Source organism: Paenibacillus campinasensis (assembly GCF_002272015.1).
Taxonomy (GTDB): Bacteria; Bacillota; Bacilli; order Paenibacillales; family Paenibacillaceae; genus Paenibacillus_AQ; species Paenibacillus_AQ campinasensis.
In genome coordinates, this window is record NZ_NPBY01000048.1 from 19322 (window position 1) to 35654 (window position 16333).

The following is a 16333-nucleotide window of genomic DNA, read 5'->3' on the forward strand; positions in this document are numbered from 1 at the left end:
AGGCTTTTTTCTTTTTGCCGACAAGCATATCGTCTCCTGGAAATCAAATTATAATTTCGACAGAACTGTGAAATAAATGTGTCAAAATTATGTACAATGGTGATATAATAAGAGAAAAGGGCCTGAAAACCCTTACAGGCTAATGGGAGTTGATGATATTGAAATACGCCATTCAATATTCCACCCGCATCAAGGATGTGCTGCTTGTCTCTTTGCTGGTCAGCATCGCCATGTTTCAGGTTGCGGCCTGGACGGCATTTGCTTATCCGGTTCTGTTCTATATCCAGATGGGGATCAATGTGATCATTGCGGCAGGGCTGGTCATTGAAAGCTACGCGCGACTGATCAAACGGGAAATCGAGATCGATCCGAATGCGGACACAATTGTTGTTAACGGAACGTCGGTATCGGCTGAGCAAGTCCAGGAAATTCGCATTTCAGGATGCGGCAAGGCGACGTTTGAGCTGAGCCTTAGAGGCAAGCAAGTCACCCCGATGCATTGCCGCTTCAAGTTCAAGGACAAGGACAGTGAAGGCGTTGGCGAGCTCTCCCGCTGGGCGGAAATGCATCGTATTCCACTGAAGAAGATCGGGCCGCAAACGCGGACGGCACCGTCGACGATGCCTTGATCTATGCTTGCATAAGACCCCAAAGCACTTGCCCTCAAAGACGAGGCAAGTGCTTTTTTTCATGTCCGTTACATTCGAAATCGGCGCAGGGTAATAGTATAATAGGGGTTAACCATTTGGCTATCTCTCGTCAAGCAAGGAGAATTTATGATGTTTACAGGTTGGAAGCTGTCTGTTCTAGGTATCATTATTGTAGGGGCTGCAGGGATCACAACATCTGCAGTCGGGCTCATCGAGCCGTGGAAGGCTGCTGCGTTATTCATTTTGTTTGTGTTGTTCATTGGGGCGCTCGAGCTACTGGACCGGATCAGCCGTTCCCGCAGCAAGAAGGACAAGGCTTGATACATACCCAAATATTCACCTGGAGGGAGCGCGATGTCCTGGATTGCCGTCCAGACGTATTACAAAATTCGAAGAGAAGTGACTGCGATTGAGCAGCGGACCGTGGAACAGGAGCGAACCATGTACTTGTACAAAGACCGGGTTGTCACCGCCTACAGGGAGTTCCCGATTGCGCAGGTGTTTGACTTGTCCTACCGCAAGATGGGCGGAGGCACGGAGGGATTCTTGTATTTGCACACCCAGCAGGGCGTATATGCATACACGGTTAAGGAAGATCCGGATCCATTCATCCAAGCGTTCAGAAATTTATAAAAACTGCTCAAGCTGCCGGTTCCCTGGTCTAAGGTCTGGTTATCATCCAAAACTATGGTCTGTTGTTAGGTGAGAACGCTTCATATATTCTAGAACAATATATGAAGCCGCTATGATTAGGAGGCCACCTGCTTGGATACATTGTTGATGTTTATCGAGCAATTTGGACACTACGCATTATTTCTTGTACTATGCCTCGGAGTTGTCGGGCTTCCGGTCCCGAACGAGGTGGTGGCCATGACAGGAGGAGCTCTGGCCGCTTCCGGACTGCTGGCGACAGCACCATCCTTTTTCATGATCTATCTGGGAGTATGCTCCGGCGCCACCGTTGGATACACGTTAAGCAGATATACGGCTGGCAGGCTGCTTGAACGGTACGCGGACCGCCAAGCGATTGGACGTTTTCTGAGGCTCTCGGAACGGCTCACGCGCCAATACGGAAACTATGCGATATGCATCAGCGCGTTTCTGCCCATTCTGAGGAATGTCACCCCTTACGCGGTAGGGATGAAGGGGATGAAGTATATCCGGTTTGCGCTGTTCTCCTACGCTGCTTCCCTGATATGGACGACCCTTTATTTCTCGATCGGCCGGTTTCTCGGGGATCAGGTCGTCGCTCATATTAGCACATTCATTAGCCAGTGCGGGTATTTTGCCTTCGGTATTCTGGCGGTGCTGTTTGTTATCGCGCTGGTTGTGATGTTATTCAGACGCAGAGGGCGGAAGAAATCGAGTCAGCCGAATTTTCATATCGATGGATAAGGAGGAAGTCTCCGGTTTGCTGCCTTGTCGGCTTTCCCAGCCCCGATTAAGGCTGTCTCGCCGGCACCTCCTGGCGCGGACGAATCAGTTTTATATACTCCCTCGGCCTGAACTCCGGAGAGAATAGCGGGTCGTACCCCGTCTCATAATTTTGCACATTGAATTCACCCTCCGGTATGACGGTGGGCTGGCTGTAACGCCCCTGTAATCTAGACTCTGCCCAGGCGCCGAAGGCCAGGATCAGCACAAAGATAAGTACGGATACGACGATTTTTCTGGATCGCATATTAAACCACTCCTTTTCCTCAAGTGATTTCCTGAACGGGCCATTTTCATTCGTCCGCATCCCTTTGACAAAATGTAAAACTAAAGATATACTGATTTTCAGTGTGACATAAACAGCATATTTGTTTGACCTGGAGGAGCCTGCCAACACGCGGGCTTTTTTTGCGTTCTGGGGGGTCTTTTGCCAAAAAATCGGGGAATACTAGTGTAGGAGAAAAAAACGGATTATAGGAGGAGTAGAGATTGTCAACGCTGCATTTTGCCGTTATGGCACCTTTCATCGCAGCCTTGGTGGTACTGTTGATTTATAAGATCACAAGGCGCATCCACACCGGTTGGCTCATTCTTCCGGTTCCGGTTCTATTGTTTGTGTATTTTCTTGGTCTTATCCCTTCGATTCAGGCCGGGAATCCGGTTCATGAGGTGCTGGAGTGGATCCCTTCGCTCGGCATTAACTTTACCGTCTATCTGGACGGGTTAAGCCTCATATTCACATTGCTTATCTCAGGGATAGGCTCGCTTGTCGTACTGTACTCCATTTTTTATATGGATAAAAACAAAGAAGCTGTTCACCGATTTTACATCTACCTGCTGCTGTTTATGGGCGCCATGCTCGGTGTTGTGCTGTCGGATAACCTCATGGTGCTGTATGGCTTCTGGGAGATGACGAGCATATCATCCTTCCTGCTTATCGCTTTCTGGAACCACCGGGACAGATCGCGTTATGGCGCACTGAAATCTATGCTGATCACGGTATTTGGCGGATTGGCCATGCTTGCAGGATTTATCCTGCTATACGTGATGGCAGGCACATTCAGCGTTCGGGAGATTATTTCTAATCTACATACGATCACAGATCATGCGCTCTTCATTCCGGCGATGATTCTTGTGCTGCTGGGTGCCTTTACGAAATCAGCTCAGTTCCCGTTTCACATCTGGCTTCCGGATGCGATGGAGGCGCCGACGCCGGTCAGTGCATACCTGCACTCCGCCACGATGGTTAAGGCGGGAATTTATCTTGTTGCGCGTCTTAGCCCGGTGTTTGCCGGACACAGCCTGTGGTTCTGGCTCGTGTCGGCAACGGGACTTGTCACGCTGATCTACGCTTCGGTCCGTGCCATCAAGCAGACCGATCTTAAAGCGCTGCTCGCATTCTCGACGATCAGCCAGCTTGGACTGATTATGAGCTTGCTCGGACTCGGTTCAGCTGCGGCTTATTTCTCGGGAAGCGTAGATACGCTCATTTACACTAAGGCAACGACAGCTGCGGTGTTCCACTTGATGAACCATGCGATCTTCAAGGGTGCCCTCTTTATGGTGGTCGGCATTGTCGATCACGAGACGGGAACCCGGGACATTCGAAGACTCGGAGGCCTCATGACCTTGATGCCAATCACGTTCACGGTGGCTGTCATCGGGGCGTTCTCGATGGCGGGGCTTCCGCCGTTTAACGGCTTCCTGAGTAAGGAAATGTTCTTCACGGCAGTTCTTCATGCCGCAAGCATGGAATTCTGGAATGTAGAGACCTGGGGAGTGCTGATTCCTATTGTGGCGTGGATTGCCAGTGTGTTCACGTTTGTATACAGCATGATTCTTGTGTTCAGAACGTTCACTGGACGCCTGCAGTCCGACAAGCTGGAGAAGCAGCCGCACGAAGCCCCGATCGGCATGCTGATTCCTCCGGTCATTCTGGCTTCCCTGGCGATTGTGTTCGGCCTGTTCCCGAACCTGCTCAGCTATTCGCTGATCGAGCCTGCCATGGCATCGATCCATCCGTCGCTGCTCCAGCCGGGTGGCTTCAATGTGAAAATTGAATTCTGGCATGGCTGGACGCCGGAGATATTCATGACGATCGCCATTATTATTGTCGGTACGCTGCTGTATTTCCTCCATGGCAAGCTGGCGGTGCTGAACACGGCGCTGACCCGCAAGCTGTCCCTGAATCATCTGTATGACTGGGGACTTCGCTCGCTTGAAGGCGGCGGCAGATCGGTAACGAAGAGCTATATGACAGGCTCGCTCCGTCATTATGTGCTCTATATCTTTGTATTTTTCATCGCGGTGCTGGGTGGAAGCTTGCTGCTTACGGACCATATTCGTTTTGACATATCGGAATTTGCGCCGATGTCCATCTACGAAGCTGCAGCGGTCATTGGCCTGGTCGTGCCGGCCATTGTGCTGCCATTCGTTCGCACGCGTCTGATGGCGATTATATTGACAGGTGCGATAGGGTACATGGTTGTGCTGTTCTTTGTCCTCTTCCGCGCACCGGATCTGGCACTCACCCAGATGATTGTCGAGACCGTATCGGTGATGCTGTTCCTGCTGTGCTTCTATCATCTTCCGAAGCTGAAGCGGGAGAAGGTCGCCATGAGTTTGAAATGGAAAAATCTGTTGATCTCTGCTGGCGCGGGTGCCGTAGTCACATTAATCGCACTTGCAGCCAGCAGCGACCGGGCGTTTGAATCGATTTCCGAGTTCTTTGTGAAGGAAAGCTATACCCTCGCTGGCGGGAAAAATATCGTTAACGTCATCCTGGTAGACTTCCGGGGATTTGATACGATGCTCGAAGTCATGGTGCTTGGCATCGCCGCCCTGGGCATCTTTGCCCTGATCAAGGTGGATTCGGGCGAAGGCGTTCTGGGAAAAAGGGAGGCTGCAAGCGACCTTCATTTGCCAAACAGCAATGATGTCATTTTGCGCACCATTTCCAGAGTCGTCATCTTTATCGTACTGGCGTTCTCCTGGTATCTGTTCATGGCGGGTCACAACGAGCCGGGCGGCGGCTTCATTGGCGGCTTGATGACAACAGCTGCATTGGTGCTGCTCTCTATGGCTTACGGCATGGATATGACCAAAAACATCATTCCTGTGTCGTTCCGCAGAATGACTGCCATCGGTCTTATGATTGCTCTGCTGACCGGGGTCGGATCCTTCCTGTTCGGCGCGCCGTTTCTCAGCCATGCTTTTGATTATTTTGACTTGCCGCTGCTTGGGGAGACCGAGCTGGCCACCGCCGTTCTGTTTGATCTCGGGGTGTACCTGGCTGTCGTCGGCGTCACGATGACGATTATCAACTCGATTGGGAGGGACAACTAACCGTGGAACTATATATGGCACTTGCAATCGGCGTTCTGTTCGCCGTGGGCTTGTATCAGATTCTGTCCAAGAGCCTGCTGCGGATCATTCTGGGCACATCCTTGTTAACCCACGGCGTTCATCTGCTGCTGCTCACGATGTCCAGACTGAAGACCGGAGCAGCTCCGCTGCTCGGGGAGAAAGCGGCTGCCTATGCGGATCCGCTCCCGCAAGCGCTGATTTTGACCTCGATCGTAATCAGCTTTGGTGTAACATCCTTTTTCTTTGTTTTGGCGTACAAGGCTTATCAGCGCCTGGGCACCGACGATATGGAAGAGCTGAGGGGGCGGGAAGATGAATAATGTATTGGTGCTCCCGCTAATTATTCCGCTGTTTACAGCGATTGTGCTTATTTTCTTGACCCGCAACATATCCGCCCAGCGCTGGATCAGTGTTATCAGCGTGCTGGTGAATATCGCGGTTGCCGGATTTATGGTATATCAGGTCCATGCCGAAGGTATTCAGACGCTGTACATGGGCGGATGGCTTCCGCCGCATGGCATCGTATTCGTGGCCGATATGCTCGCGGCTTTGCTTGTGCTCACAACGATGGTTGTAGCCACAGGCTGTCTGCTCTATTCGTTCCGGACGATTGGAGAAGACCGAGAGAAGCATTATTTTTATACTTTTTATCAGTTTCTTCTGGCAGGCGTAATCGGCTCCTTCCTGACGGGAGATTTGTTCAACCTGTTCGTCTGCTTTGAAGTGATGCTGATCGCTTCCTATGCCTTGATTGTGCTCGGCGGTACGAAGCGTCAGCTTAGAGAAACGCTGAAGTACATGCTGATCAACATCATTTCGTCTACGCTGTTTGTAGCGGGTGTAGCGTATTTGTACGGCACGGTCGGCACGCTGAATATGGCGCATCTGTCCCAGCGCATCGCAGAGGTGGAGCAGGTCGGCGTACTGTCGGTGATCGGCATTCTGTTCCTGATTGTATTCGCACTGAAGGCGGGATTGTTCCTGTTCTATTGGCTGCCGGGATCCTACAGCGCGCCGCCAATCGCAGTTTCCGCTCTGTTCGGTGCTCTGCTGACCAAGGTGGGGCTGTATGCCATTCTTAGAACGTTTACGCTCATTTTCTATCATGATACGGGCGGCATCCATGAAATTATCGGCTGGATGTCGGCGGCTACGATGATTCTCGGAGCCTTCGGTGTTGTAGCCTATAAAGATATTATGCGGATCTTCAACTACAACATCATTATCAGCGTAGGCTTTATCGCCTTCGGGATCTCCGTTGCGACACGGGATTCCTTGGACGGCGCGGTATTCTATCTGATCCACGACATGCTGGCCAAAGCGCTTCTATTCGTTCTCGGCGGCATGCTGATTGCCGGGGCAGGAACCGACAAGCTTGGCGGTATGGGCGGATTGATGCGTCGTTATCCGGCGGTAGGCTGGATGTTCTTTATCGTTGCCTTGGCGCTTGTCGGCATTCCGCCGCTCAGCGGCTTCCTCGGCAAAGTGCTGCTGGTTCGCGGCGGCCTGGACGAAGGGCATTACTGGCTGACGGCTTTGGCGCTTGCCTCGAGTCTGATGGTGCTGTATTCCCTGATCAAGGTGTTTATGGCCGCGTTTTGGGGTGAGAGCAAAGAGATGGACCAAGCTGAACCGGCACCGATTCACCGTTCGGCCTACGTTGCGGCGATTGGGCTGACTGTGGTGGTGGTTGCGGTCGGAGTTGGCTCGGAGTGGGTGTATTCCTTGGCTACTCAGGCCGGTGCGGTGCTCTCGGATCCATCATTATACATTGAAGCCGTATTAAAGGAGTAGAGGATATGGGCCATCAAATTGTATTAAATATCATCATCGCGCTGGTATGGATGTTCTTGAAGAATCACTGGTCTTTCCAGCAGTTTGTGATCGGCTATCTGGTCGGGATTCTGATGATCGGATTGTTGAGCCGTTTCTGGCCGAATTCCTTCTATCTGCGCAAGCTGTGGTCTGTAATTCTTCTACTGCTGCTGTTTTTGAAGGAGCTTGTGAAATCGAGTTTTACAGTGCTGGGGCAGATTATGCGTCCGAAGCTGAACATTCGGCCGGGCATCTTCGCTTACAGAACAGAGCTGAAAACAGACTGGGAGATTACCGTTCTATCCTGTCTGATCTGCCTTACGCCGGGCACCTTGACGATGGAGGTGTCCCGCGAAGGGAATATGCTCTATATTCATGCGATGGACATCAATGACAAGGATGAGCTGGCAGAACAAATTCGCGGCTCATTCGAGCGGGCGATCAAGGAGGTGACCCGGTCATGATGGATGGATTTCTGATTACATCGCTTGTCGTGCTCTCGCTTGCCATTCTCGGCTGTCTGTACCGATTGATCAAGGGTCCGTCGATGAACGACCGGATTATTGCGCTGGATACGATCGGCATTTTGCTGCTGTCGATGATCGCGGTGCTGTGCATGCTGTTCAGGACGCAGGTCTATTTCGATATCATCTTGCTGATCGGGATTCTAACCTTTATCGGTACTACGGCGCTGGCCAGATATATAGAGAGGGGTGATGTCATTGAACGCGATGAGCCAAATCGGTGAATTTCTGATCGGCTTGATTGTACTGCTTGGCTCGGTGCTTGGGGCGTTGAGCGCATTTGGCCTCATTCGCCTGCCGGATGTGTATCTGCGATCGCACGCCGCTACTAAAAGTGCTACACTTGGCGTCCTGCTCATTCTGGCAGGAGCGTTCCTGTACTTTACCTTCTATCTGGATCACGTCAGTGCGAAGCTGCTGCTCGGGATTGTGTTTGTATTCATTACCGCCCCGGTGGCAGGACATCTGAACGGCCGGGCAGCCTATCGCTCGGGCGTCTCCCTGTGGGAGAAGAGTGTTGCCGATGATCTGAAACCTGCCTTGAAGCAGGAGCGTGAACGTAAACAGGCTCAAGAGAAAGCGGAAGGCTAACAGTAAACGGAAGGCTAACAGAAAGGCTCCGCGCTTATCCCTTTAGGGGAAGCGCGGAGCCTTTTTATAAGGGCTAAACCTAATCATCCATGCTAGCGATCATAAGGGCAGCGGCATACTTTGCCGGAAGCCAAGGGGATTATAAATGTCACGCACGAGATCCCTCATCATGATACCGGTTCTCAAACCTTTTGCCGATATACCAGAGCAGCCACAGCACGGCAGCCGCGATCAGGAGACGCCACGGCTGTTCAACAAAAGCCCGCCAGTCGTGTCCGATGAAAGCCACCATGAAGATCATCACCGATTTGCCCGCCAGCACGGCGATCGTAAATGTGCTTGCCGATACGGTGCTGATGCCTGCTGCAATATTGATGAGGGCAGAGGGCGTGAACGGAAAGCAGTACAGGATGAAGATAGGGGTAAATCCTTTCTCTTCAATCCAGTGAAAGAACCGCTGTGATCCTGGCATGCGCTTCTGTATGAGCAGTCCGAGCGTGCCTCCGAGCTTGCGTACGATCCAGAACACAACGATCGAGCCAGCGGACACGCCAATCCAGGATAGCAGGAAGCCCCACCAGAGGCCGTAGGCGGCGGAATTGCCCATGACCAGCACGATGAGCGGCAAGAAAGGCAGAAACGCTTCGATGAACGGCAGCAGTATGCCGGGCAGCGGCCCGAGGCTGGAATATTGCTGAAGCCAGGTTTCTACCTGCTTCATGTCGATATCTTTAAGATGGGTCCATACATTATGCAACCATTCCATGATGATCAAGATCCTCTCCCTGTAGCCTAATAATACGACGATCTGCATATATCGGGGAGGATCGAGTCCAGCTAACAAACACCACAATAACAGCCGCTTCCAATACACGTGAGCAGCCTCTACAATGAATCAGGTTATGTAACTGTCCGTCTCTCCAGGCGCATCATACATCGTCTGTTATTCTGATCCATATTATAGCATATTTTCTTCCAATATCGAGTACAAGCCGGAGCCTTCCTCGCTGTAAAGGTCAGAATACCTGTATCATCCGATTGCGTACATATGAATAGCATGCCTGGAATGGTAGATCCTTATAATAGGTCCAAGCTTCTTCGCCCCCGCTCAATCCCTGCCGAGTTTACTGGACCATAGTCCAGTCTTTATATGAAAAGATTGACACGTCCAGCTTGCGTTTAATAAAATGTTTCTTTGACAAGCAATACTTATATGACACGATACAGAAGGAGTTCGGTGCATGGTCAAACAACATAAAAAAATGTCTTGGGGCGAAATTTTAAAACGGTTTATCTTTATTACGATCGGAGCCGTGCTGATGGCCGTGGCGCTGGAAATTTTCCTCGTGCCCAACGCGATCATTGACGGCGGCATCACAGGCATATCCATTGTTCTTTCGGAAGTGACGGCGTGGAAACTCGGTCTGTTCCTGTTTCTGCTCAACTTGCCGTTTCTGTTTATCGGGTACAAGCAGATTGGCAAAACGTTTGCCATCTCCACGCTGTATGGCATTGCGGTTCTGTCGGTAACAACTGCCTTTTTGCATCATGTCGAGCCGTTTACGCATGAAAAGATTCTTGCGGTGCTGTTCGGCGGTCTTGTGCTCGGGTTAGGTGTGGGGCTTGTGATCCGGTATGGAGGCGCGCTTGACGGTTCGGAAATCGTGGCGATTCTGCTGTCCAAGAAACTGCGGTTGTCGGTTGGCCAAATCATCATGTTCATCAACATCTTCATTTTTGTTACGGCCGGTTTTGTGTTTGGCGCGGATTCGGCGATGTACTCAATTTTTGCTTATTACATAGCTGCGAAAGTGATGGATATTGTGGTTGAAGGTTTGGAAGAGTCCAAATCGGTAACGATTATATCCAGCGAATACGAGGAAATCTCAAATGCCATCATGGAGCGTCTGGGCCGAAGCACCACCTTGATGTATGGCAAGGGAGGTTATTCGCAGGAAGAGACACAGATCATTTATTGTGTGGTGACGCGGCTTGAGGTGGCGAAGCTGAAGACGGTTGTGCAGGAAATTGATAAAAATGCCTTTATATCCATTCAGAATGTGGCGGACGTTCTGGGAGGGAGTATGGAGAAATCAAGCATTCATTAACACGCAAAGACAAGGGTGCCCTGCCATTCATGGTGAGGCGCCCTTGTTTTGGGTTCAGCGGTCATTTTCGAATTTCAAAAAATTCGCACTCCTCGCGGCTGTAGTAGCCAAGGGAGCTGACTCCCGATTGGGTAATGATCGTTTCATCCGTAAACCGGATGACCAGGCTTCCTGCTTCGATGAGATGGTTGTCCCGGAAAATCCGGATCGGGATCTTGCGATCCATCACCTCTTGAAAGTCCAGGTCTGTTACAAGCGGCCTGACAATGGGCATATGCTGCTCAGCTCCTTTCCGAAGGAATAGGGTGGCACTTCGTTTTTGTGTCGATGATGTCTGCTGCCTATAAAGGAGGATTGGTATGGCATTTGCGGCAGACCGGGTAGTAGGTGTCGTTGCCGCCAATAAGAATTTGTTCACCGGTATAGACAGGTTTACCGTCCAGCACCCGGAGATTCATGGTTGCCTTGCGCTCACAGAACCAGCAGATCGTCTTCATTTCCTCGATTTTATCCGCATAAATGAGCATCCAGCGGCTGCCTTCAAACAGCTCGTTGCGAAAATCATTCTTCAGTCCAAAACCCATGACCGGAATGTCCAGCTCGTCGACGATCCGAACCAGTTGAAGGATGCTGTCCTTCTCCAGGAACTGGCATTCATCCACGAGCACGCAGTACACTTTCGGTGTATGATTGTTAACGATCGAGAAAATGTCCGTGTCATTCGAAATGGGGATTGCTTCTCTGCGAAAACCGATGCGGGAGGAGATATAGCCGACCGCATCCCGGTCATCCAGGGCCGAAGTGAACAGCAGCACAGGTTTATTCTGCTCTTCATAGTTGTGGGCAACTTTCAAAATTTCAATCGATTTGCCGCTGTTCATGGTTCCGTACTTGTAAAATAATTGAGCCATGCTTTCGTTCCTTTCCAGTTACGCGGACGCGCTTTACTTGCTAGTTAAGATGTAGTCATACAATCTATATTGTCGCATTAATGAACGGCTGTGTCCAACCCATCACCCCCAAAAAAATGTGAAATATTTGACTCAATATAACTTCCGTGCATGCCTTCTAGTGAAGTGTGCCGTCGCGGGGAATAAGGGGATTCCCGATCGCGGTTGCCCCCAAATTTCTTGTGACTCACTCTTCATCGGTTGAGATCCGGGGACAAAGGTGAACGCATTGCTTCTCCAGTCCCTCTCACTTCCTCTTCGCCTCTGAGGCGCGATCATGTCAAGCATGAATTTCGAATATCGTCGCATAAGTTTTACGTTTTTTTGTCAGAAAGCAGACGTTTCTGAAGTCCTATAAACAGTCAATCAAATGAAAGAGGGTTTGGACATTTGGAAGAGATGGTATACGGCCCAGAGCGCTGGGAAGAGATGGAAGACGATGAGCTGGTTCAGCATGCACAGCGCGGAGAAAGGGCGGCGTTCGGCGAGCTTGTGCGCCGCCACCGCGCCGAGGTGTACGGCTATGCCAGATCGATCACCCGCGAGGCTTATTTGGCAGAGGACATCGTGCAGGATGCGTTGATTCGGGCGTTCATGCATCTGGGCAAGCTGGTCGATCCCGCGCGATTTCTGCCCTGGGTGCATCGCATTGTTCGCAATCAGGCCTACACCCGGCTTAAGGCAAAGCCGTTTCAACAGGAGAAGACGTTCACCGAAGTCGGAGCCCTTCATGCAGAGGGGACGCTTCCGGACCCGGGGGATATAGACGGTATTCTTCGGAGGCTTAACCGGTCGGCCCATGAAGCGGTTCAGCATGAAAATGTGCCGGAGGAGCGCTTGATCAAGCATGAAACGCTGCGCGTGCTAACCGATATTATCCAATGCTTGAAGCCTCGGGAGCGGGCCATCTTCGAGTCGCATTTCTTCGACCAGCTCTCCCCTGCGGAGATCGCAAGGCTGTTCAATCTGTCTTCATCCAACGTGTATCAAATCCTTTCAAGATCGCGGAAAAAGGTAGTCCAGGAAAACCTTCGCGTGACGGTTGACACCTATATTAAAACGAGAAGGGATTTGGGGATGATGGCTAAAAAGATTTTGCCTTATGAAGGGGCATTGCGGGAAACGAGAACATGGACATCGGCTGCCGATGCAACTTACAAATTGCTGCAGTTTACTGACCGTAAATTATCCCTACCGATGGTGATGGGGCTTACAGGACATGCATTCCGGATAAATATCATTCCGGGGGAAGTCCATATCGCCGGGCCGACGGCCTATAAGTTCACCGACGGGCTGCCGCGAGGCTTGCACAACCTCGGAATCCAAGCCAGGTACGTGGAGGGGATGTCTGAGCAGATCGGACCGAACACCAATTTAATGCCTGCAGATTTGAAGGATCAGTCTGCCATGAGCAAGCGCAGCATTCATCAGACGCTGCCCCAAGCGCTGGACCTGATTCACAGTTCGTTAAATCGCGGATATCCCGTGCTGGCCTGGGACCTATTTTTTCCTGAATTCGGTGTCATTTTCGGTTATGATGATGAAGACAGGGTGTTATATGCTGAAGCGTGCGGCAGGGTGGATACGCTGCCTTACGATCATCTGGGCCGCAGTGTGCTGGAGGAGATTTTTGTGCTGGCGATTGAAGGCTCCGCTGATCTGACACTGCGGCAGCAGCTTCAGCGGGCGCTAGAAACGGCTATCGAGCTCTATGAAGGGAGGGAAAGCGTGATTTCGACGGCTGTGCGAGGCCTGGATGCCTATCAGGCTTGGGCGGAATCGCTGATGGCACGTAAGGTGGAGCCGAATGGCCATGCATTCAATATCGCGGTTATCCGGGATGCTCGCTATTATGCGGCGGAATTTTTTGCCGAGCTTATGGCGGCATGGCCGGAGGAGGATGTGCAGCATCAAGAGCTGACTACACGCTTCGGAAACGCTCGAATGCTCTACAGCGATATGCTTGTCGAGTGGAATGCGCTGCACGCGATGTTTCCTTTCCCGGATGGCGGTCAGCCGAATGGAGAAGAAGTGTCGCTTGAGGCTATGCAGAGGATAAACCGGGTGTTGGAGATGGAGAGGCAGGCGCTCGGGGAACTCAAGGCGATAGCTGCGCTGCTCGAATAGGCAGTGCAGGAAATCTTCATGCAGGTTTAACGCGCAGCTAACGTTCCCCGAACATAGACAGGGTTTAATGAATGATGTATCGACAGAAAGGTGGACGGACTTATGCCAGTGGAGACAAGCGAGAGAGAATTGATTGTTTTTTTGGATTGCGGTGATACGCTTATTGATCAGGGGACGGAAGTTTTTGATGAAGAAGGCGTGGTCATCCGCGGAGAACTGATCCCCGGGGCGGATACGATGGTGAAGACGCTGGTACAGCGAGGTTATCGGCTGGCGCTTGTTGCCGACGGCAGAGCGCAGTCGTTTAAAAATTTGCTGCAGCAGCATGATCTATATGATCTGTTCGAAGCGCTGATCTATTCCGAGACGATTAAAGCCGAGAAACCGAGCCCGCGCATGTTCAAGGCGGCGGTAGGCGCGATGGATCTTGGCCCGGAAGACTATGGCCGCATCGTGATGGTGGGCAACAATTTAAGCCGGGATGTTCGGGGGGCGAAGCAGCTTGGCATCGCGAGTGTGTTCATTGACTGGTCCCCTCGTTATCCGAAGACGCCTGCCGATGAGGCCGAGGTGCCGGATTACATCATTCATGAACCGATGGGATTGCTCGATATCATAGACCAGATCGAGAGCAAGCTGCCGGGGCAAAAGGTTTCTTAGTTTCCGGATCGTTTCTGCTAAATCGATGGCAGCATCTTGCGAGTCAGCGTCCCGTAGAGCGAAAGCTCCGGGCGCTGGCTGTTTCATTATGCGGCGGCCTGCGCGGTGCGGGCAGCTGGCAGCTGGAAGATGGAAGCATAGGACGGATATCATCTATCAATGATAATAGGGATGGGGTAGGGAATATGAAGCTTGAGGATGTGCCGGCGATCGCGCAGAAATACGCGCCGCTGCTCATGTTTGATCTGAAGGAGCCGTTTTATCCGGACAAGGTGGCCATCACGGTGCTGTACGAGCCGGGACCTTCGCCGTCCTTCCGTCGCTCGTTCGATTTCCGGGAGCCGGATATTGGTTACATCGTGGAGTATGCCATATGGTGGGACTATGAGATCGGGCATCTGTATGAACTGGAGCATGTATGGGTCTATGTAGGCCAGGACGGAAGCGTGCTGGATTGTGAGGTGAGCAATCACGGAGCCGTGCTGAAGGGGCTGCGCAAAGACCGAAGCAATCTGATCGGCGAGACTCAGGTCAAGCTGTATTCACAGCCTGGAAAACATGCCTTCTCCCCGATTCCGGAGCTGTTCGAGCTGCTGCCGCAGGCGGACGCGGCTTGCACCACGCTGGCGGGCAACGATGGGCTGCTCGTCAACGACATGTTTGCGGAGGACTTCTCCACGAATGATGAAATCGATGGCTGGGTACGAGCGTATCTCCAGTCCTGTGCTTTCACGCCGACATATGAGTTCAAGGCCTATGAACTGGACCCTGCCAGCTTCACAACATGGGATGCGCTTCGGCAAGAGATTCCGGTTCGCATCCACGCCAGGATTGCAGAGCTGCGCAGCCGCTACAGCCGTATGTAGAAGGATCAGATCGTTCCGATATTTAGTGCTGCCGCCTGTTGCCGAATGCAGAAGGCTTCGATATGAAGCATGTATCGCATGACTGAAGGCAGACATATAAGCCTGTGCCTATAATTCGTAGGGTGCGGGCTTTTTGTTGTGGCCAGGGGCCGGGCGTCCTGGGTAAAGTTGCGATGGGCCATTGGAATCAACTACAATTAGGAAGGGACTTATTTAGAATCGCATTTTAGCCCGATAATCGAAAGGAAGTTTTGCGATGACCAATCAGCAGCTCGAGCAAATCAAAATGATCCGAAATGAAATCACGCGATTTATGATGAAATATAAATTCGCATTGGATGAAATCGAGACGAAGGTTGAAATTTTGAAGGAAGAGTTTCAAGCGCTTCATGATTACAGTCCGATCGAACATACGAAGACCCGGCTCAAATCGCCGGAAAGCATTATGAAGAAGCTGATCCGCAAAGGGGGCAACATCTCCCTGACCTCGATTGAAGAGAACATTAAGGATATTGCAGGGATGCGCATCACGTGCTCCTTCATATCCGATATTTATAAAATCAGTGACATGCTGCAGAACCAGAGTGATTTGACGGTGCTGAACGTGAAGGATTATATTCAAAATCCGAAGCCAAACGGGTACCAGAGTCTGCATTTGCTGGTGGAGGTGCCGGTATTTTTCTCCGATCGGCTGGAGAAGGTTTGTGTGGAAGTTCAGATCCGCACCATTGCGATGGATTTCTGGGCAAGTCTGGAGCATAAAATTTTCTACAAATACAATAAAGATGTGCCCGAGCGTCTGCTGAAAGAGCTGAAGCTGGCGGCAGATTCCGCGAATGCGCTGGACCGGCAGATGGAGCGGTTGAACCATGAGGTTCAGGCGATCAAAGATGCGGAGACTGAAGATGTGCTGGAAGAGCTGCGGAGCATTACGATTAACAACCAGAAGTTCAGTCTCCCGCCAGCGCTGCTTGAAGTGCTCGGACGGGATTAAAGCGGGATTGTATCTTGCATGAGGGTGTTTCATCATAACCGGTGAGGGTATATATATGACAAGTGGGAAGCGAAACCATCATCTCCAATACGGATCAATGACGTTTTGGCGTTAGTGGAACCGAAAGGATGCTGATACCCATGGACCATCAAGAGAGAAATAAGGAAGGGACAGCCTGACTTATTTCGTGAGACAACCATCGATAGCGTAGTTGGCAAGCGAAGGATACAACGCTTCCCACTGTATAA

At 51.4% G+C, this 16333-nt stretch carries 19 protein-coding genes; 15 read left to right on the plus strand and 4 right to left on the minus strand.

Annotated features, from left to right (window positions below; genetic code table 11):
- The first annotated feature begins 152 nt into the window (after positions 1-152).
- From CHH67_RS16465 to CHH67_RS16480, 4 genes are all read left to right on the plus strand, one after another.
- The gene (locus tag CHH67_RS16465) at positions 153-629 is read left to right on the plus strand and encodes a hypothetical protein (protein ID WP_244908225.1); all 477 of its coding nucleotides are present in this window, start codon (positions 153-155) and stop codon (positions 627-629) included.
- A gap of 147 nt (positions 630-776) precedes the next feature.
- Positions 777-971, plus strand: coding sequence for a hypothetical protein (locus CHH67_RS16470; RefSeq protein WP_230875757.1), 195 nt, complete (start codon positions 777-779; stop codon positions 969-971).
- Between the two features lie 33 nt (positions 972-1004).
- Positions 1005-1283, plus strand: a complete 279-nt coding sequence (locus CHH67_RS16475; RefSeq protein WP_095266296.1) for a hypothetical protein — start codon at positions 1005-1007, stop codon at positions 1281-1283.
- A gap of 132 nt (positions 1284-1415) precedes the next feature.
- Positions 1416-2045 carry a DedA family protein gene (locus CHH67_RS16480; RefSeq protein WP_095266297.1) on the plus strand — a complete coding sequence of 210 codons (630 nt, stop codon included), beginning with the start codon at positions 1416-1418 and terminating at the stop codon, positions 2043-2045.
- A gap of 46 nt (positions 2046-2091) precedes the next feature.
- Here CHH67_RS16480 and CHH67_RS16485 read toward each other — a convergent pair whose 3' ends face one another.
- Positions 2092-2331, minus strand: a complete 240-nt coding sequence (locus CHH67_RS16485) for a hypothetical protein (RefSeq protein ID WP_095266298.1) — start codon at positions 2329-2331, stop codon at positions 2092-2094.
- Positions 2332-2573: 242 nt separating this feature from the next.
- Between CHH67_RS16485 and CHH67_RS16490 the strand changes: the two genes are divergently transcribed.
- From CHH67_RS16490 to mnhG, 6 genes are read left to right on the plus strand one after another with little or no spacing between them, the layout of a single operon-like run.
- Entirely contained in the window at positions 2574-5429 is a 2856-nt protein-coding gene (locus CHH67_RS16490; protein ID WP_095266299.1) for a Na+/H+ antiporter subunit A, read from the plus strand.
- 2 nt (positions 5430-5431) lie between these two features.
- Positions 5432-5770 carry a Na(+)/H(+) antiporter subunit C gene (locus tag CHH67_RS16495; RefSeq protein WP_095266300.1) on the plus strand — a complete coding sequence of 113 codons (339 nt, stop codon included), beginning with the start codon at positions 5432-5434 and terminating at the stop codon, positions 5768-5770.
- Positions 5763-7244: a Na+/H+ antiporter subunit D gene (locus tag CHH67_RS16500; protein ID WP_095266301.1), complete on the plus strand. Its 1482-nt coding sequence runs from the start codon at positions 5763-5765 to the stop codon at positions 7242-7244. The genes CHH67_RS16495 and CHH67_RS16500 overlap by 8 nt, the downstream gene beginning before the upstream one ends.
- 5 nt (positions 7245-7249) lie before the next feature.
- On the plus strand, positions 7250-7729 hold the full coding sequence (locus CHH67_RS16505) for a Na+/H+ antiporter subunit E (protein WP_095266302.1): 480 nt from the start codon (positions 7250-7252) through the stop codon (positions 7727-7729).
- Complete coding sequence (locus tag CHH67_RS16510) at positions 7726-8013, plus strand: Na(+)/H(+) antiporter subunit F1 (protein ID WP_095266303.1); 288 nt, start codon at positions 7726-7728, stop codon at positions 8011-8013. The genes CHH67_RS16505 and CHH67_RS16510 overlap by 4 nt, the downstream gene beginning before the upstream one ends.
- Positions 7997-8380, plus strand: a complete 384-nt coding sequence (gene mnhG / locus CHH67_RS16515) for a monovalent cation/H(+) antiporter subunit G (protein ID WP_095266304.1) — start codon at positions 7997-7999, stop codon at positions 8378-8380. Before CHH67_RS16510 ends, mnhG begins: the two co-directional genes overlap by 17 nt.
- Before the next feature lie 148 nt (positions 8381-8528).
- Here mnhG and CHH67_RS16520 read toward each other — a convergent pair whose 3' ends face one another.
- Positions 8529-9149, minus strand: a complete 621-nt coding sequence (locus CHH67_RS16520; RefSeq protein WP_095266315.1) for a TVP38/TMEM64 family protein — start codon at positions 9147-9149, stop codon at positions 8529-8531.
- 472 nt (positions 9150-9621) lie between these two features.
- On the opposite strand from CHH67_RS16520, the gene CHH67_RS16525 reads away from it, so the two are divergent.
- Entirely contained in the window at positions 9622-10488 is an 867-nt protein-coding gene (locus CHH67_RS16525; protein ID WP_095266305.1) for a YitT family protein, read from the plus strand.
- Positions 10489-10549: 61 nt separating this feature from the next.
- On the opposite strand, the gene CHH67_RS16530 is transcribed toward CHH67_RS16525, so the two are convergent.
- Both CHH67_RS16530 and CHH67_RS16535 read right to left on the minus strand, forming a co-directional pair.
- Entirely contained in the window at positions 10550-10762 is a 213-nt protein-coding gene (locus CHH67_RS16530; protein WP_095266306.1) for a hypothetical protein, read from the minus strand.
- Between the two features lie 67 nt (positions 10763-10829).
- Positions 10830-11399 (minus strand): thymidine kinase, encoded by a 570-nt coding sequence (locus tag CHH67_RS16535; protein ID WP_095266307.1) that lies wholly within the window; start codon positions 11397-11399, stop codon positions 10830-10832.
- A gap of 438 nt (positions 11400-11837) precedes the next feature.
- Between CHH67_RS16535 and CHH67_RS16540 the strand changes: the two genes are divergently transcribed.
- The 4 genes from CHH67_RS16540 (at position 11838) to CHH67_RS16555 (ending at position 16085) form a co-directional block, all read left to right on the plus strand.
- Positions 11838-13565 carry an RNA polymerase sigma factor gene (locus CHH67_RS16540; protein ID WP_095266316.1) on the plus strand — a complete coding sequence of 576 codons (1728 nt, stop codon included), beginning with the start codon at positions 11838-11840 and terminating at the stop codon, positions 13563-13565.
- 102 nt (positions 13566-13667) lie between these two features.
- The gene (locus CHH67_RS16545; RefSeq protein WP_095266308.1) at positions 13668-14225 is read left to right on the plus strand and encodes an HAD family hydrolase; all 558 of its coding nucleotides are present in this window, start codon (positions 13668-13670) and stop codon (positions 14223-14225) included.
- Positions 14226-14410: 185 nt separating this feature from the next.
- A complete protein-coding gene (locus tag CHH67_RS16550; protein ID WP_095266309.1) occupies positions 14411-15091 on the plus strand; it encodes a hypothetical protein in 681 nt (226 codons plus the stop codon).
- A 256-nt stretch (positions 15092-15347) separates the two neighbouring features.
- Positions 15348-16085 carry a GTP pyrophosphokinase gene (locus tag CHH67_RS16555; RefSeq protein WP_095266310.1) on the plus strand — a complete coding sequence of 246 codons (738 nt, stop codon included), beginning with the start codon at positions 15348-15350 and terminating at the stop codon, positions 16083-16085.
- Positions 16086-16333 lie beyond the last annotated feature (248 nt).

Excerpts from the sequence above, each read along its gene's own strand:
- CHH67_RS16465 (WP_244908225.1), top strand. The coding sequence starts at position 153 with ATGATATTGAAATACGCCATTCAATATTCCACCCGCATCAAGGATGTG.
- CHH67_RS16470 (WP_230875757.1), top strand. The coding sequence starts at position 777 with ATGATGTTTACAGGTTGGAAGCTGTCTGTTCTAGGTATCATTATTGTA.
- CHH67_RS16475 (WP_095266296.1), top strand. The coding sequence starts at position 1,005 with ATGTCCTGGATTGCCGTCCAGACGTATTACAAAATTCGAAGAGAAGTG.
- CHH67_RS16485 (WP_095266298.1), bottom strand. The coding sequence starts at position 2,331 with ATGCGATCCAGAAAAATCGTCGTATCCGTACTTATCTTTGTGCTGATC.
- CHH67_RS16500 (WP_095266301.1), top strand. The coding sequence starts at position 5,763 with ATGAATAATGTATTGGTGCTCCCGCTAATTATTCCGCTGTTTACAGCG.
- CHH67_RS16505 (WP_095266302.1), top strand. The coding sequence starts at position 7,250 with ATGGGCCATCAAATTGTATTAAATATCATCATCGCGCTGGTATGGATG.
- CHH67_RS16510 (WP_095266303.1), top strand. The coding sequence starts at position 7,726 with ATGATGGATGGATTTCTGATTACATCGCTTGTCGTGCTCTCGCTTGCC.
- mnhG (WP_095266304.1), top strand. The coding sequence starts at position 7,997 with ATGAGCCAAATCGGTGAATTTCTGATCGGCTTGATTGTACTGCTTGGC.
- CHH67_RS16525 (WP_095266305.1), top strand. The coding sequence starts at position 9,622 with ATGGTCAAACAACATAAAAAAATGTCTTGGGGCGAAATTTTAAAACGG.
- CHH67_RS16530 (WP_095266306.1), bottom strand. The coding sequence starts at position 10,762 with ATGCCCATTGTCAGGCCGCTTGTAACAGACCTGGACTTTCAAGAGGTG.
- CHH67_RS16535 (WP_095266307.1), bottom strand. The coding sequence starts at position 11,399 with ATGGCTCAATTATTTTACAAGTACGGAACCATGAACAGCGGCAAATCG.
- CHH67_RS16540 (WP_095266316.1), top strand. The coding sequence starts at position 11,838 with ATGGTATACGGCCCAGAGCGCTGGGAAGAGATGGAAGACGATGAGCTG.
- CHH67_RS16545 (WP_095266308.1), top strand. The coding sequence starts at position 13,668 with ATGCCAGTGGAGACAAGCGAGAGAGAATTGATTGTTTTTTTGGATTGC.
- CHH67_RS16550 (WP_095266309.1), top strand. The coding sequence starts at position 14,411 with ATGAAGCTTGAGGATGTGCCGGCGATCGCGCAGAAATACGCGCCGCTG.
- CHH67_RS16555 (WP_095266310.1), top strand. The coding sequence starts at position 15,348 with ATGACCAATCAGCAGCTCGAGCAAATCAAAATGATCCGAAATGAAATC.